The organism is Chryseobacterium sp. FG46 (genome assembly GCF_057809135.1).
This window is the reverse complement of sequence record NZ_JBMDJJ010000025.1, coordinates 30,153-45,775: the sequence shown is the minus strand read 5'-3', so window position 1 is coordinate 45,775 and position 15,623 is coordinate 30,153. Positions and strand designations below refer to the sequence as shown.

The following is a 15,623-nucleotide window of genomic DNA, read 5'->3' as shown; positions in this document are numbered from 1 at the left end:
TAAAAATGGAGTTCTTTACTAAATTTCGATCCAAAACTACATTTTGTAATACTCTTTTCATTTTCCGTTTTTCTAAAAAATACAATATTCAATCATTTACAAAACACACACAATCAACTAATAATCAAATATTTAAATCCTAAAAATCTACAATGACAGAACTCTTACCAATTTTAAATATGCCTGCTGTACTCTCCTGCTTGCCGTATTTTCCCAATTTTTGGCAAACGGAACATCATCAAGCGAATCCAGGGCAACAATTTCTGCTGCAGTACCACAAAAAAAGCCTGCATCTGCACCTCTCATTTCTTCCGGCTTAAAAAAGGTTTCTTTTACTGGAATATCAAGCTCATTACAAATCTCCATCACGGTTTGTCTTGTAATTCCCGGGAGGATACTTCCTTTGGCCGGAGTATATAAAACCCCGTCTTTTTCGTAGAAAACGTTAGCGCCTGAACTCTCGGCAACATTTCCGTTTTCATCCAGAACCAGCGCTTCATCATAGCCTTTGTCTTTGGCATCCTGACAGGCTAATATGGAATTTACATAATGCCCTCCTACTTTGGCCTCCACCTTGAAGGCTTTAGGATTAGGACGTTGAAAAGGAGAAGTCATAATTTTCATTTTATCTGCCAGATAGCCGTTGTTCCATTCCCAGGCAAGAAGAGACAGGTAAGATTTTTGTCCTTTTGAAAGTGACATATTGGGAGAACACGTAACCAATGGACGGATATAAGCATCTGTAAACCCATTTCGATCCAGAAGTTCATAAGTCAATTCTGTAAGCTGCTCTGCAGAATAATCAAAGGGAATATGCATGAGTTCTGCTGATCTTTTCAGTCTTTCGTAATGTTCTTTTGCTTTGAAGATTTGGGTTCCCTGATCTGTGCTGTAGGATTTGATTCCTTCAAAAACAGAGTAACCATAGTGAAGTGATTGTCCATAAAGATCTGTTCCGGCATCTTTTGCTTTCATAAATTTTCCGTCAAAATAGATCGTCGTGTCGTCGTTGTAATACATGTTATAGAGATTTAAAAAATTAATAATTGGAAATAAAAAAGCCCTCTCACGTTGTGAGAGGGCTCAATATATGTACAGTCATACATTTTCCTTCTCACAGACGCAAGGGAATAATAATGACGATAATAATTACTGATAATAACTGATACATATTTTTGTACTATAAAAAATTAAAATAAAAAAAACCGTTTCATAATTTGAAACGGTTTTATATATAATTTAAATTAAAATCTATTTAAAATGCCGTTTCCTTACTGTTGCTAATGACAACAGCGATAATAGAAATGACAATAATATTTTTCTGATTCGTAAAATCCATATTGCAAATGTATAAAATTTTTAATTACTCACAAATTTTTTTCAAACTTTTTATTTTTTTCGTAAAAAAAGAGTCAATGTTTCCTTTGCTGAAGCTACATCATGGACTCTTAAAATTTTTGCTCCCTGCTCCAATACCTTCATATGAAGTGTTTGTGTTTCCTCATTGATATCAAGAGGTGATTTTCCCAAAGGTTTATAGATAAATGATTTTCTGGAAATACCTATTAAGATAGGGAATTTTCCAAATCCGAGATATTCCACTTCGTGGATCATTTTCATCTGGTCTTCTACTGTTTTTCCGAAACCAAAACCGGGATCAAGAATGATGTCATTCACTCCTTTTTCTAAAAGCTCTTTTGTTTTTTTGGAAAAATATTGGTTCACTTCCAGCGTAATATCTTCGAATTTAATTTTATCGTGCATGGTTTCATAGGAAGGATTTATATGCATCAGGATGTAAGGAAGCTTCGTTTCAGCAGCTGTATCAAACATTTCTGCATCATACTGACCGCCAGAAATATCGTTGATGAGATCTATTCCTTCATTAAATCCGAATCTTACTGTTTCCGCATAAAAAGTATCAAGCGAAATCAGAGCTTCCGGAAATTCTTTTTTGATCAGAGAAATAAGATTTCCTATTCGGTTTATTTCTTCGGCAGCGTTTAAGAATTCGGCATTTGGACGTGTAGACTGAGGTCCGATATCCAGTATTTCAGCTCCTTCTTTCAAGAGCTTTTCGGCATGATTCAACGCAGATTTTTCATTATTGAATTTTCCACCATCAGAGAATGAATCCGGTGTCAGATTAAGGATTCCCATGATTTTTGGAGTGTCGAGCTGTACTAATCGGCCATTGCAATTGATTGAATAGACTTTAGGGTCTGAGGATTCGAGAGTTAGAGGGTTGGAGAGCATAAGTTTGATGATGATAGATAAATGATAGTTGATAATTAATGAATGATTTCTGTATTGCAAAATTAGTGATTTATAAGTTTTTAATGAGAAGAAATTAGAATTTACAGGTTGAAGGCTAGAAGTTGGAGGTTGGGCCCTCTCTAATCCTAAAACCCTCTTACTCTCCAACCCTCTTACTCACAAACTCAGCTTTTCAAATTCAAAAATCTAAAACCGAATTCGTATATTTGGAAGATTAAGAAAATTTATGCTAAAAACATCAGTACAGTTCGAGAAAGTTATCAGTCAGTGTCGTGATCTTTTCGGTAAAAAATTACAGGATTATGGTGCGGCATGGAGGGTTTTGAGGCCTAGTTCCATTACAGATCAGATTTATATCAAAGTCAACAGGATCCGTACGCTGCAGATGACTGATAAAAAAATGGTGGATGAGAGTGAGGAAGATGAATTTATCGCCATTGTGAACTATTCTATCATTGGGCTTATTCAGCTGGAGAAAGGTCTTTCCAATGATTTCAATGAAAATAAAGAAGAAATTTTAGGTCTGTATGACCAATATGCCAATGAAGCGAAAGCTTTGATGGAAAGAAAAAACCATGATTATGGTGAAGCATGGAGGGATATGAGAATTTCTTCCATTACGGATCTTATTTATCAGAAAGTATTGAGAACTAAACAGATTGAAGATAATCAGGGAAAAACAATCGTTTCAGAAGGGCTTGATGCCAACTATTTCGATATGCTGAATTATGCGGTCTTCTGTCTGATCAAGTTCTCAGAAAAAGAAAATCAATTCGAACCCAAAACTATTTAATATGCTCAAAGGTTTATTACGCTTTATTATTGCTGTTATTTTTATCCTTTCAGGCTTTGTGAAAGCCGTGGATCTGGTAGGTTTTTCTTTCAAGATGGAAGAATATTTTGCGCCTCCGGTTTTCAACATGCCATTTTTAGAAAAGTTTGCCCTGCTGTTTTCCATTATTGTGGTGGTACTGGAGCTTTTCTTAGGATTTATGCTGCTGCTTAAATTAAAGCTTAAATTTACCTTGTCCATATTAATTGCACTTTGTATTTTCTTTGGATTCCTTACATTCTATTCAGCCTATTTCAATGTGGTAACAGACTGTGGATGTTTTGGAGATGCCATTAAATTCACTCCCTGGCAGAGTTTCCTGAAGGATGTTGTACTGCTCGTGGGATTGATTATTCTTTTTGTTCTGTACAGAAAAGATTTCCGTAAAAAGGATGAGTATGGAATCACTCAAAAAGAGCCTTCCAACACATTTAAATATATTCTTTTAACCATATTTTCTCTAGGTATGATTTACGTTATGGCACAGGGAATTATGCATGAACCGATCATTGATTTCCGTGATTATAAAATCGGTACTGATATTAAAGGTGAAAAAATAAAAATTGATAAAAATCCTTCAGAATATAAAACTTTCTACACGCTGAAAAATCAGAAGACAGGAGCTGTTGTAAAAGTAAATCAGGATGATTATATCAAAAAAACAGAATACTGGGCAGAAGGATCTCCCTGGAAAATTGAGGATGGAAAGAATGAATCTGTCCTGATCAAAGAAGGTTATAAATCCGAAATTGTAAAATTTAAGATTGAAGATCCTACAGGAATGGAAGTTACCCAGGAAATCATTAACGCTCCTAAAGCCATTCTGGTTTTCTCATACCAGCCAAAAGATGTTCCTGCAGATCTGCTTCAGAAAGTGGAAGCGAAAGTAAATGCCCAGAAAGGTACTCTCATCTATGGAATTTCCACAGAGCCTAATACTTTTAAAACCATCAAAAATGGACTAATGGATGGTACCGCCATCAAAACGATAGCGAGAAGCAACCCATTTATATTGATTCTTGAAAAAGGAAAAATTGTGGATAAACAACCTGCAAAAGACTACATTAACTAATTATAAATGATGAGTGATGAATTATAAATGATCTTTTTGACGAGAGCCAATCGTAGATCAATTATCAATTATCAATTATCAATTATCAATTATCAATTATCAAATTTAAACACTAAACTTAAACATACAACAACTCATGCAAAAATCAAATAAATCAATAGCCGGTTATCACTTATTAATGATCCTTTCATCTGTAGACGGAGAATTTGCTCCTGAAGAAGGAATGCTGGTACAGCAATACATGGCGGATGAATTTCCGTTCAGAATGAACCTTGACAACGAATTAGACACCTTAGCTCTTTTACAGCCTGAAGAATGGAAAGATCATTTTGAATTCCATGCAAGATGTTTCCATGAAGATTCTACAGAAGACGAACGTGTAAAATTTGTTCAATTTGCAAAGTCGCTGATCAAAGCCGATAATAAAGTAACCGAAGAGGAACATACGTTTTACGTACTGTTGAAAAACCTTTGGGGATTGTAAACAACTACGAAAAAATAAAATAAATCTATATTTAAATCTTATGAGAAGAAAAATAGTTGCAGGAAACTGGAAAATGAACAAAAATGTAATTGATGCACAACAATTAATGATTCAGTTACTAAGCTATAAAAACAACAATGCTACGAACTGTGAGGTTTGGATTGCTCCACCTGCATTGTATTTGATGATGGCAAAAGATGTTTTTGAAAAGGATGAAATCGGGGTATTTTCTCAGGATATGAGCGAGCATGAAAGCGGTGCCTATACTGGTGAAATTTCTGCAGATATGCTGGAATCTATTGATGCAACAGGTTCATTGATCGGGCACTCTGAAAGAAGACAATACCACGGAGAAACAGACTCTCACTGTAACAGAAAAATCAAATTAGCGCTTGATAAAGGTCTTATTCCTGTTTACTGTAATGGAGAAACTCTTGAGCAGAGAAAAGCAGGACAACACCTTGAAGTCGTAAAAAATCAGACTGAAGTAGCTCTTTTTACGCTTTCTGCTGAAGAGATCAAAAAAGTTGTGATTGCTTACGAGCCGGTTTGGGCTATCGGAACGGGAGAAACGGCAAGTCCGGAGCAGGCTCAGGAAATCCACGCTCATATCAGAAAAATTATTGCTGCAAAATACGGGCAGGAAGTTGCTGACGAAGTTTCAATCCTTTACGGAGGTTCTGTAAAGCCAGATAACGCTAAAGAAATTTTCTCTCAGCCTGATATCGACGGTGGTCTTATCGGAGGAGCAGCCTTAAAATTAGAGGATTTCTCTAAGATCATCGAAGCTTTTAACTAAAATAAAGGAAGTTTTAGGACAGACATGAAAAATTTCATTTTAATATTCTTCGGACTTCTTTTATTTGATTTTATTTATGTCTTTGTTTATGATCAGTTTTTAATTGGCATAAAACCTGACTTTTTGAGTTATCTATTGGCTCTGATCAAGGTTCTGGCATTATTTCCAGCTGTATTATTTAATAAATCATTGCCGTTTTATGCCATTATTCCAACTTATCAGGCGGTGCTCATATTCATTGGAAATGTTCTGATACAAACGTTTTTATTGTATAGAGTTTTCTTTAAAAAGACAAAGGTTAGCTAAAAACACCATACAATAAAAAGCGGCGGAATCTTCGATTCCGCCGCTTTTTCGTTAAAAAATCTAATTATTGAATATCGACTACATACATTGTTCCTTTGTCTACCTTACCTGTTTTAGGTAAAATTTTGGCTTTAGGATTTCCGCTTCCGTCATCCACTACTCCAAAGTCATCATCATTGAAAACAGCCAGTTTATTATTCCCCAAATAAACAATTCCTTCGAATTTATCATGCTCATAGCCCAGTTTTGCTACCAGATCTACGGCTAATGTTTTGGTAACAGCTTTTATTCCGGCATTGGTAATTTCATCCCATGAACACTGTTCTAAAGCTTTTCCGTTAATTTTCATTCCGTCCACTGCATTAATATCGGCTCCGTTTACATCGGAAGCGTTGCTGAGGCTGATTCTGTATACTCTTTTAATTCCTCCCTGAGAACCGAAATTTCCGTCCCTTTCTATCACCAGAAATTCATTATTACTTAATGCTGTAATATCACACACCGAATCAGAAGCTCCACCATCCTGTTTGTATAAAAACTGCCTGGTCTGCCCTGTAATAATATCAAAAGTGACAATTCTCGTTAAAGTTGTATTAGTTGCCAATGCCTTACTAGGAACAAACATCATCGATTGCATTGTACCTACCAGCGTTCTTCCATCCGGAGTGATGCAAAGTCCTTCCATTCCTCTGTTAGCTCTTCTTTTTGCTAAAACAGCAGGTAATTTTCTTGGTCCTGTATCTACCCCAATCGGGCTTATTCTTTCCATCTCCATTCCATCAGCACTGTAATGCACAATATGTGGTCCATATTCATCAGAAACCCAGAATGTACCATCAGCAGCGGCAACAATACTTTCACTGTCTAATCCATATTTATCTGTTCCTAACACATTCCCGGAAGCATCATAAGCAATTTCCCCCGTACTTCCCATTCCGATAGGATTTGGAAGGCCTGTAATAGGCTGTCCGGATGGGTTTTTAAGTTTAATATATTTGATCACCTCTACATTTCCGTCAGCATTGATTTTAAAGTGCATAATGGTTGGGGTAAAATTAGGCGCAAGAAACTTTTTACCATTCTGGAAATCGGTATTAGGGCCTCTATCCGTAATGACGTAGAATTCACCTTTTCTTGTAGGGTGAGCGGCTGCACCGGAGCCAAATCCTCCGTTTATCACATCTACTCCATTGATGGTAGCCAGTTTTGTAAATGGAAATTCCTGAGGCAGTTTGGAATAATTAATATCCTGATTAATCATTGTGGTATCGTCATCATTTTTACATGAAGCCAATACTGCCAGCACTACGGCAGACAATAGCAATTTTTTCATATTTACTTTTATGGCTGCGAAAGTATAAATTGATTGTAAACTGATCTTGAATATAATGATAATTGTTTTTTAACAATGGAACAGATAAAATAGCTGGAAGATGAACAGAAAAACAACAGATTTAGAAATAAAAATCCAATAATCCGGTTAAATAACCAATCAATATGAAAATCAAATTTTTAAGAATATCTGAAAAATAATAATTCACAAAACGGACTCACAGATTTATATGATATATTTGCAGCGTTTTAAGGCTGAACAATGTTCATTAATAGGGAATCAAGTGAGAATGATATTCAAATCTTGAGCTGTACCCGCAACTGTAAACTGTTTAAACTTACCGCACAAAAATCCACTGGATCTTAAAATCCGGGAAGGAAGCTGTAAGATGTGAGCCAGGAGACCTGCCTTAGAATACTGACTTCAGAGAACGAACCGTTTCTACTCTGAAGATAAGTTTCGGGAATAAAACTTTAAATTAATTATATCATGAGGAAAATTTATCTTTTTTTCTTACTGCTTTGCATGCAGGTATTATCAGCCCAATTCACAGAAAACGACATTAAATTTTGGGTAGGAACCGGATCTAAAAAAGCATATTTCATTGCGGACTTTAATGACAACAACACACCCAATTCTTATGCATGGGGATACCGTTTTGATGGCGATGGACTGTTGATGGAAGATCTTATCAATGCAATTGTGGCAGCAGAACCCAAAATGCAGGTTGACATTCCTACAGGATATCTTTCTATTCTGAATTATAATCATCACACTTCCACTACTGATGACAGCTGGATAACATGGTCTGGATCCAGCTCATCAAACATGACATGGAACAATGGGGTAGGTTATACTCCCTTGGTGGACGGAAAATGGTATGGGGTTACATACGGCCTTGATCATTACGACATTCCTCCCTCTCCTCCCGTTCCAGCCTACAGTTCTGCATGGTTTACTCCGTCTCAGGTTACAAACTGGGTGGGAAGCGGAAGTAATAAAAGCCTAATAGTTATTGATTTCGGAACTGATAATGCTAACGGGAATGCCAATTCTTTTGTTTTTGGAATTAAATATAACGGAAGCATCACTGCTGAACAGGCGTTACAATTGATCCAGGTTCAGGCTTCCTATTTTAATTTTACATCAGCGAATAATCAAATTACTACCCTATCATTAAATTCCTTTACCGGAAATACTTCCGGATCAGACGGATGGAAATTGTATAAAGGAAAAGACCTATCAAGCTGGCAAACGAAAGCCAATCTTTCTCAGATTCAACTGGGCAATAATGAGTGGTTGGGATTAAGTTTCGGGCAAAGAAGACCATTTACACCCACCGAGGCACAGCTGACTTTAGGAATTTCTTCCGTTACAAAGAAAAAATTCAGTGTTTATCCAAATCCGGCAAGTGATTTCATTCAGATTGAAACGGCTGAGAAACTGAAAGAAGTGAATATTTATTCAGCTACAGGACAAAAGGTAATAACTTCTCAAGAATTAAAGATTGCTATCCAGCCTTTACCTTCAGGTGTTTATTTTGTTGAGATTAAAACCAATGATAGTTCCACGATACATAAGATGGTTAAGAAATAAAGAAAAGTACCTTTAAAAAGGCGCTTTTTTAATGAGGATATGTGGGAAAATCACCCCGTCAAAAATTCTTTGAATTTTCGCAACCTTTCCAAAGGATGGGAATTTTTACATCTTCAGTTGGAGTTTGGCCTGGATTACAGATTCCTTCTGAATAATCAAGAATACAGTTCAAAATCCATAATTGATTCAACAAAAAAACCGCACCAGATGGGTGCGGTTTTCTTATGATATTACCATCAATTATTTTTTCTCAGTAGATCTTTGTAAAACCTCATCTACCATTCCGTAGCCTTTAGCTTCTTCAGAAGTCATCCAGTAATCTCTGTCAGATGATTTTTCTACCCACTCATACGTTTGTCCTGAGTGATGGCCGATGATTTCATAAAGCTCCTGCTTCAGTTTCAACATCTCTCTCAAGTTGATCTCCATATCAGAAGCGACCCCCTGTGCACCTCCTGAAGGCTGGTGAATCATTACTCTGGAATGTTTAAGCGCAGAACGCTTTCCTTTTTCTCCGGCAACCAGTAATACAGCTCCCATGGAAGCTGCCATACCTGTACAGATAGTCGCTACATCCGGCTTAATGATCTGCATAGTGTCATAAATACCTAGACCTGCATATACACTACCACCAGGAGAGTTGATATAGATCTGAATATCTTTTGATGGATCAGCACTTTCTAAGAATAAAAGCTGAGCCGTAACGATGTTTGCAACCTGATCATCAATACCTGTTCCCAAGAAGATAATTCTGTCCATCATCAAACGGGAAAAAACGTCCATCTGAGCAACGTTTAATCTTCTCTCTTCCATGATGTACGGAGTAAGATTCGTTGGGCCATACATTCCCATATACTGATCGGTAACCAAACCGTTGTTTCCTAAATGTTTTACAGAGAAATCTCTGAATTCCTTTTTAATGTCCATATTTCTATTATGTATTATTTTTAAAATATTCTCGAAGTTTAAATTACAATATTTATTCCTAAAATTTTATAGGACTTTTTGTCATAGGATGCCAAAAAAATCTGACTTCAAATTATCTTTTTCTGTCTACATAAATTCCTTTGATAGGTGAATATTCGATGATATTGCTCAACCGTATGGAAGCCTGCTTCAGTAAAGTGATTTTTTTGATCAGCTCATAATACTTTACTTCATCCGTACTGCTGTACTGATCAAGTTCTTTAGCTGTTTCCCTGATCAGATAATCAATATATCTGTATTTATGTAACAGAACATCTCCCTGGATCTGATCTGCCACTTTATCACCATAATTGGGAGGGTAAATATTTCTGGAAGCCCAGTTTTCAAGCTCGTCCAGCGGGATCAGAGCATCTACAACCTTTGTGGTGATTTCTTCGTCCATAAAAGATACAAAAAAGTTTCCACTTCTGAGCTCATCTTTTTGAATCCCTTCCCTCACCTGATTGATAATAATTTCATTTTCTCTGACTAAAAATGTATACTGCTCTTCTTCGAAATGATGAAGGATTTCTTCAATAACAGTTATCTCATATTCTTCATTCTGTTCGTTTTTTCTTTTCAGAATGATATCTCCGAACATCAGCATATGATCTACCAGCTTGTTTTCCATGAACAGTACATCATACAGAAAAGGATCTTCTTTTTCCTGATCCAAAGGAACAATCTCCATCTTCGGAGCTGCTTTTTCCTTCTGCTGTTGCTGAACATGATGGGTCTGATTTTGCGTAATCTGCTTCTGAACATCCAGCTCATTAAACAAGCTTTGCTCCGAAAGTCCGAATTTGTTGGAAACCTCTTTAAGGTAAACCTCTCTTTTCAGGGCATTCTGTACAAAAGATACGGATTTTACAATATCTCTGATCGCTTCAGCCTTTTTAATCGGATCATTTCCGATATCTCTTAAGAGAATTTCCGCCTTGAAGTCGATGAAATCCATCGCTTCATTTTCAATGTATTTTTCAACATACTCCTGCGGATGTTTTCTGGCAAAGGAATCCGGGTCATCTCCATCAGGGAAAAGCAGAACACGAATGTTCATTCCCTCAGTCAGTAACATGTCAATACTTCGGAAACTGGCTTTGATACCTGCATTATCACCGTCAAAAAGAATCGTTACGTTTTCCGTAAGTCTTTTAATCAGTTTGATCTGCTCTGTAGTCAGAGACGTTCCGGAACTTGCCACTACGTTTTCAATTCCGGACATGTGAAGGGAAATCACATCCATATATCCTTCTACCAAAAGACAGGCATTCTTCCTTGAAATTGCCTGTTTACTCTGGTTTAATCCATAAAGAACATTGGATTTATGATAGATCTCCGTTTCCGGTGAATTGAGATATTTTGCTGTTTTGATGTTGTTCTTCAGGATTCTTGCCCCAAAACCTAAAACCCTTCCAGAAAAACTGTGAATAGGGAAAATGACCCTTTCTCTGAAACGGTCAACGCCAGCAGGTGTATTTTCCGGAAAAATAGAAAGTCCTGATTTTTCAAGAATGTCTTTATTATATCCTTTTTCCAGAGCATAAGCCGTAAAAGCGTTTTTCTTTTCCGGAGAATATCCCAGCTGAAATTTTTTGATGATATCATCCCTCAATTCCCTTTCTTTGAAATACGAAAGACCTATGCTTCTGCCTTCCTGATCATCCCAAAGAATCTCCTGAAAATAAGTATTCGCTACTTCATGGATCTTATACAAAAGATCTTTTTCAGTCTGGGCATTTTTGGCTTCTTCAGAAATTTCACGCTGGTCTTCTTCAATTTCAATCCCGTACTTTTTCGCAGCGTGGCGGAGGGCTTCAGGATAGGTAAAGTTCTCAATTTCCATAAGGAAAGAGATGGCTGTACCTCCTTTTCCGGTTGAAAAGTCCTTCCATATCTGTTTGCTTGGTGAAACAACAAAACTTGGAGACTTTTCTTCATGAAACGGACTGAGTCCTTTATAGTTAGACCCTGCTCTTTTCAACTGCACGTATTCACCCACAATCTCTTCAACGCGGATCGTGGAGAATATCTTATCAATGGTCTGTTTGGAAATCATGCTGTAAAATTAAGTATTTTTATGGATAAGTTGGAAGAGTTTCAAAGTTTGAGAGTCGGAGGGTTTGAGGGTTTAAGAGTGGGAGTGTAAAAGTTGCTTTTTTCAACTTCCAGCCTCTAACTTCCAGCTTCCAGCCTGCAATTTATAATTTCTAACTTCTTCCACTCATTAAAAACTCATAAATCACTATTTTTGCAAAACAAATTAGTATATGCAGTTCACTATCAATACAATCGAAGACTGGCAGGAAGTTGTTGACACCATCATTCCTCAATTAAAACATAATATCTTTTTATTAAAGGGAAATCTTGGAGCCGGGAAAACGACCTTCACGCAATTTCTGCTTAAAAACATGGGCAGCAAAGACGAAGTAAACTCTCCTACTTATTCTATTGTGAATGAATACAATACAGAAAAAGGGAAAGTCTATCATTTTGATCTTTACCGCTTAAAAAATATTGAAGAGGTTTATGATATCGGGATTGAAGAGTACCTTGACAATTCTTTTTTATGCATTATTGAATGGCCGGAAGTCTATGAAGAGGAGCTTTATGGTCTTAACTACCACACAATGAGTATTGTGAATACGGGCGAAAAAAGAGAAATTTCATTCGAGTAAATATTATGTATCTTTGCTTCTTAATTGAGTGTAAAAAACAATCTGTAAGACATAATTTAATTTAAGGATGAGTACAAATATTTTTACTCCTTTCACAGAAGAAGAATTAATGCCGAAAGAGGAAAAATTGGAGGTTATAAAGAAGGGAAAACAGTTCAGTATTGGAATTCCTAAAGAAACCTGTCTCAACGAAAGGAGAACCTGCATTACTCCTGACGCCGTACAGGTGTTGGTAGAACACGGCCATGAGATCATTATTGAGGCGGGGGCCGGAGAAGGTTCATTCTTTACAGATTTACAATATTCGGAATCAGGAGCGAAGATCACTAATGATCCTAAGGAAGCTTTCGGACAGGATCTTATCCTGAAGATAAATCCCCCTACAGAAGATGAAATTGAGTACATGAAACCTAATACTTATCTGGTTTCGGCACTTCAGATCAATCTCAGAGACAAGGAATATTTCTTAAAGCTTGCAGAGAAAAAAATAAATGCCATCGCCTTTGAATTTATCGTGGATGAATACAAGCAGTTAGCTTTGGTAAGACTGGTCGGGGAAATTGCAGGAACTGTTTCTATTTTATACGCTTCCGAATTATTAGCCTTATCCAATGGTTTAATGCTTGGAGGTATTACAGGAGTAAGACCTGCTGAAGTAGTTGTTCTGGGTGCTGGTATTGTAGGAGAATTTGCTACGAAAGCCGCAATAGGTCTTGGAGCCAGCGTAAAAGTTTTCGATAACTCTTTATCAAAACTGAGAAGGCTTCATACTATCGTTGACAGCCGTGTACCTACTTCCATTATTGATCCCAAAGAACTCAGCAAAAGTTTAAGACGTGCTGATGTAGTGATCGGGGCACTTCCAAGATTGAACATGACGCCTATCGTTACAGAAGATATGGTCATGAAAATGAAAAAAGGCAGTGTCATCATCGATATTACCATAGATAACGGTAAAGTGATCGAGACTTCAGAACTTACCACCATGGAAGATCCTTATGTCATCAAACACGGTGTCATCCACTGCGGACTTCCGAACCTTACTTCAAGAATGCCGAGAACCACCACCAAAGCCATCTCGAATTTCTTCCTTTCCTATATTTTAAATTATGATGAGGAGGGCGGCTTTGAAAACATGCTGATCCGCAAAAATGAAATGAAGCAGAGCTTATATATGTACAAAGGAAGACATACCAAAAAGATCATCTGCGACCGTTTCGGACTTACGTACCACGATATCAATCTTTTAATTTTCTAATGAAGAAACTGAAATTTTATGCAATAGGCTTCGTTCCGGGGCTTTTGATCGTATTTTTTATTTTAAACAAAAAAGGGGCAAGCTGCAGCGGTTATTTACCGAACAGCCGCGTTATTGCTGAAAGTCTTTCCAAAGAATTCAAATATTCTGAAGAGGCTAAAAATGCAATGGCAGCCTACAAGATTGATGAGAAATTTATAAAAGACAGTATTATTACGAACGGAAAAGTAGACTTTGACCGCAGCCATGCTCAGAAAAAACCATGTCCTGATTATCTTATCACTTATCCTGAAAAAAATCCGTCTTACGAGATCACTTTTGAAAAATGTGAAGAAACCGTGACGGTTAACGGTCTTAAAAAACTGAAATAGTTTTCAATAACAACAAACTATGGACGGCAATTACTACATGATTCATGACTATCTGATATTCATCGGAGTTTTTGCCATTTTTCTTTTCCTGACAATAAGCATTTATCTTTTCAGCCAGAATCAGAAGCTGAAACAGAGAAATACCAAATTGTCAGAGGCCAATAAGCTTATTGAACAGCGTCTGAATGAAGTTCGTCTGGAACATATCGGGACAAAGCTGAATCCGCATTTGTTTAAGAATATTCTCAATTCGGTGCAGTCTCATGCCTATCAGACCTATATGTCATTGGATAAGCTGGCGAATGTGCTGGACTATATTTTATACGAAAGCAACAATAAGTATGTAAGTCCGAAAGAAGAGCTTAATTTTGCTTTAAGCCTTATTGAGATTAATAAAATCAAGATCAATCCCCTTTTTGATTTCAGGATCAAATCCAGGATCAATAAATCTGATGCTTTATACGAAGAAAAGGTATTTGCTCCGCTGATCTCTGTGGATCTTATTGAAAATGCCTTCAAACATACAGATTTCCTGGCTCAGGATTCTTTTATTTCTATTTATATGGAACTTGAAGGTGGAATTTTCACCATGAAAGTCAGTAATAAAGCTTCCCTGAAAAACATTCTGGAAAAAGAAAAAAGCGGTTTTGGAAGCCAGTCTTTTGATCAGAGGCTCAAAATGATCTACAGTACTTATTATCAGCTGGAAAGAAGCTCAAAAAACGGAATCTTTACGGCGGAATTAAAAATTAATTTAGGAGAGTTCTATGATAAAATGCGTTATTCTGGATGATGAATTACTGGCCATCAGTTATTTAAAGCTTCTATGCGAACAAATTGACAATGTAGAAGTGGTAAAAGCATTCAATGATCCTAAAGTTTTCCTGAACGAAATAGACAACCTCGACTGCAACTTGTGTATTCTGGATATTGAAATGCCCGGAATGACAGGCCTTCAGGTAGCTGAGATCATTTCAGGTTCCAAAAAAATCATTTTTACAACGGCTTACAAAGAATACGCAGCTGAAGCTTTTGATCTGAATGTGGTGGATTATGTACGAAAACCCATCAAAAAAGAACGGCTGGTTCAGGCATTTGAGAAAGCTAAGGAACTGGTAAAAGAAAGCCCTAAAAAAACTTTTATCGAGTGGAATACCAATATCGGGAAAACCGTCATATTCACCGAGCAGATTTCTTATATCAAAACCTCTGAAATCGACAGCCGGGATAAAGATATTATGCTTATAGACGGAACTACCATCGTTTTAAAAAACCTGAATTTTAAAAATCTTCTGGAAATGCTTCCTGCAAAAGATTTTGCACAGGTCAACAAAAAAGAGATCATTGCACGTTCTTCTGTTAAAGTATTTTCCACCACCGAAATTATTACGACCATTCCTACCGAAGACCATACTTTTCTGAAACTTCAGATTGGAGATGCCTATAAAAATTCCCTGATGGAGCTGTTTGGAAAATAGGACTATTTCAAATATTTCCGGGTTTCACCACATAACTTCCAGCCTGTACTGCAACTCTCTTTTCAATATAGAATCGGTTTGCTTTTGTTCAAAACCCATTGATATGATGAAAGCCAGGCTTTAGCTCAAAACATCAAACCAGCTTTCCATTAGATTTTTATTACATTTTTCAG

15 protein-coding genes and 1 riboswitch are annotated in these 15,623 nt (G+C 36.8%); of the genes, 10 read left to right on the top strand and 5 right to left on the bottom strand.

The window, feature by feature from the left end:
* Positions 1-147: 147 nt before the first annotated feature.
* Positions 148-1,020 carry a branched-chain-amino-acid transaminase gene (ilvE, locus tag ACODR7_RS17030; RefSeq protein WP_076595727.1) on the bottom strand — a complete coding sequence of 291 codons (873 nt, stop codon included), beginning with the start codon at positions 1,018-1,020 and terminating at the stop codon, positions 148-150.
* A gap of 369 nt (positions 1,021-1,389) precedes the next feature.
* Complete coding sequence (gene folP / locus ACODR7_RS17025) at positions 1,390-2,256, bottom strand: dihydropteroate synthase (RefSeq protein ID WP_488840884.1); 867 nt, start codon at positions 2,254-2,256, stop codon at positions 1,390-1,392.
* 247 nt (positions 2,257-2,503) lie between these two features.
* Between folP and ACODR7_RS17020 the strand changes: the two genes are divergently transcribed.
* From ACODR7_RS17020 to tpiA, 4 genes are all read left to right on the top strand, one after another.
* Positions 2,504-3,070 (top strand): DUF1599 domain-containing protein, encoded by a 567-nt coding sequence (locus ACODR7_RS17020; RefSeq protein ID WP_076595729.1) that lies wholly within the window; start codon positions 2,504-2,506, stop codon positions 3,068-3,070.
* Position 3,071: 1 nt separating this feature from the next.
* Positions 3,072-4,181, top strand: a complete 1,110-nt coding sequence (locus ACODR7_RS17015; protein ID WP_488840860.1) for a BT_3928 family protein — start codon at positions 3,072-3,074, stop codon at positions 4,179-4,181.
* 136 nt (positions 4,182-4,317) lie between these two features.
* Positions 4,318-4,665: a tellurite resistance TerB family protein gene (locus tag ACODR7_RS17010; RefSeq protein ID WP_488840858.1), complete on the top strand. Its 348-nt coding sequence runs from the start codon at positions 4,318-4,320 to the stop codon at positions 4,663-4,665.
* A gap of 40 nt (positions 4,666-4,705) precedes the next feature.
* Positions 4,706-5,464, top strand: a complete 759-nt coding sequence (tpiA, locus tag ACODR7_RS17005; RefSeq protein WP_488840856.1) for a triose-phosphate isomerase — start codon at positions 4,706-4,708, stop codon at positions 5,462-5,464.
* A gap of 370 nt (positions 5,465-5,834) precedes the next feature.
* On the opposite strand, the gene ACODR7_RS17000 is transcribed toward tpiA, so the two are convergent.
* Positions 5,835-7,103, bottom strand: a complete 1,269-nt coding sequence (locus ACODR7_RS17000; protein WP_488840854.1) for an esterase-like activity of phytase family protein — start codon at positions 7,101-7,103, stop codon at positions 5,835-5,837.
* 234 nt (positions 7,104-7,337) lie between these two features.
* Positions 7,338-7,529: riboswitch (cobalamin riboswitch) on the top strand.
* A 63-nt stretch (positions 7,530-7,592) separates the two neighbouring features.
* On the opposite strand from ACODR7_RS17000, the gene ACODR7_RS16995 reads away from it, so the two are divergent.
* Positions 7,593-8,699, top strand: a complete 1,107-nt coding sequence (locus tag ACODR7_RS16995) for a T9SS type A sorting domain-containing protein (protein WP_488840852.1) — start codon at positions 7,593-7,595, stop codon at positions 8,697-8,699.
* Between the two features lie 240 nt (positions 8,700-8,939).
* On the opposite strand, the gene clpP is transcribed toward ACODR7_RS16995, so the two are convergent.
* Complete coding sequence (gene clpP / locus ACODR7_RS16990) at positions 8,940-9,626, bottom strand: ATP-dependent Clp endopeptidase proteolytic subunit ClpP (RefSeq protein WP_027373257.1); 687 nt, start codon at positions 9,624-9,626, stop codon at positions 8,940-8,942.
* Positions 9,627-9,738: 112 nt separating this feature from the next.
* Positions 9,739-11,724, bottom strand: a complete 1,986-nt coding sequence (dnaG, locus tag ACODR7_RS16985) for a DNA primase (protein WP_488840849.1) — start codon at positions 11,722-11,724, stop codon at positions 9,739-9,741.
* Between the two features lie 211 nt (positions 11,725-11,935).
* Between dnaG and tsaE the strand changes: the two genes are divergently transcribed.
* From tsaE to ACODR7_RS16960, 5 genes are all read left to right on the top strand, one after another.
* Positions 11,936-12,343, top strand: a complete 408-nt coding sequence (tsaE, locus tag ACODR7_RS16980; protein WP_488840847.1) for a tRNA (adenosine(37)-N6)-threonylcarbamoyltransferase complex ATPase subunit type 1 TsaE — start codon at positions 11,936-11,938, stop codon at positions 12,341-12,343.
* A gap of 67 nt (positions 12,344-12,410) precedes the next feature.
* Positions 12,411-13,601, top strand: coding sequence for an alanine dehydrogenase (locus tag ACODR7_RS16975; protein ID WP_488840846.1), 1,191 nt, complete (start codon positions 12,411-12,413; stop codon positions 13,599-13,601).
* Positions 13,601-13,972: a hypothetical protein gene (locus ACODR7_RS16970; protein ID WP_488840844.1), complete on the top strand. Its 372-nt coding sequence runs from the start codon at positions 13,601-13,603 to the stop codon at positions 13,970-13,972. Before ACODR7_RS16975 ends, ACODR7_RS16970 begins: the two co-directional genes overlap by 1 nt.
* A 19-nt stretch (positions 13,973-13,991) precedes the next feature.
* Positions 13,992-14,765, top strand: coding sequence for a histidine kinase (locus ACODR7_RS16965; RefSeq protein ID WP_276967329.1), 774 nt, complete (start codon positions 13,992-13,994; stop codon positions 14,763-14,765).
* Positions 14,740-15,450 carry a LytR/AlgR family response regulator transcription factor gene (locus tag ACODR7_RS16960; RefSeq protein WP_076595741.1) on the top strand — a complete coding sequence of 237 codons (711 nt, stop codon included), beginning with the start codon at positions 14,740-14,742 and terminating at the stop codon, positions 15,448-15,450. The genes ACODR7_RS16965 and ACODR7_RS16960 overlap by 26 nt, the downstream gene beginning before the upstream one ends.
* The last annotated feature ends 173 nt before the right edge of the window (positions 15,451-15,623 follow it).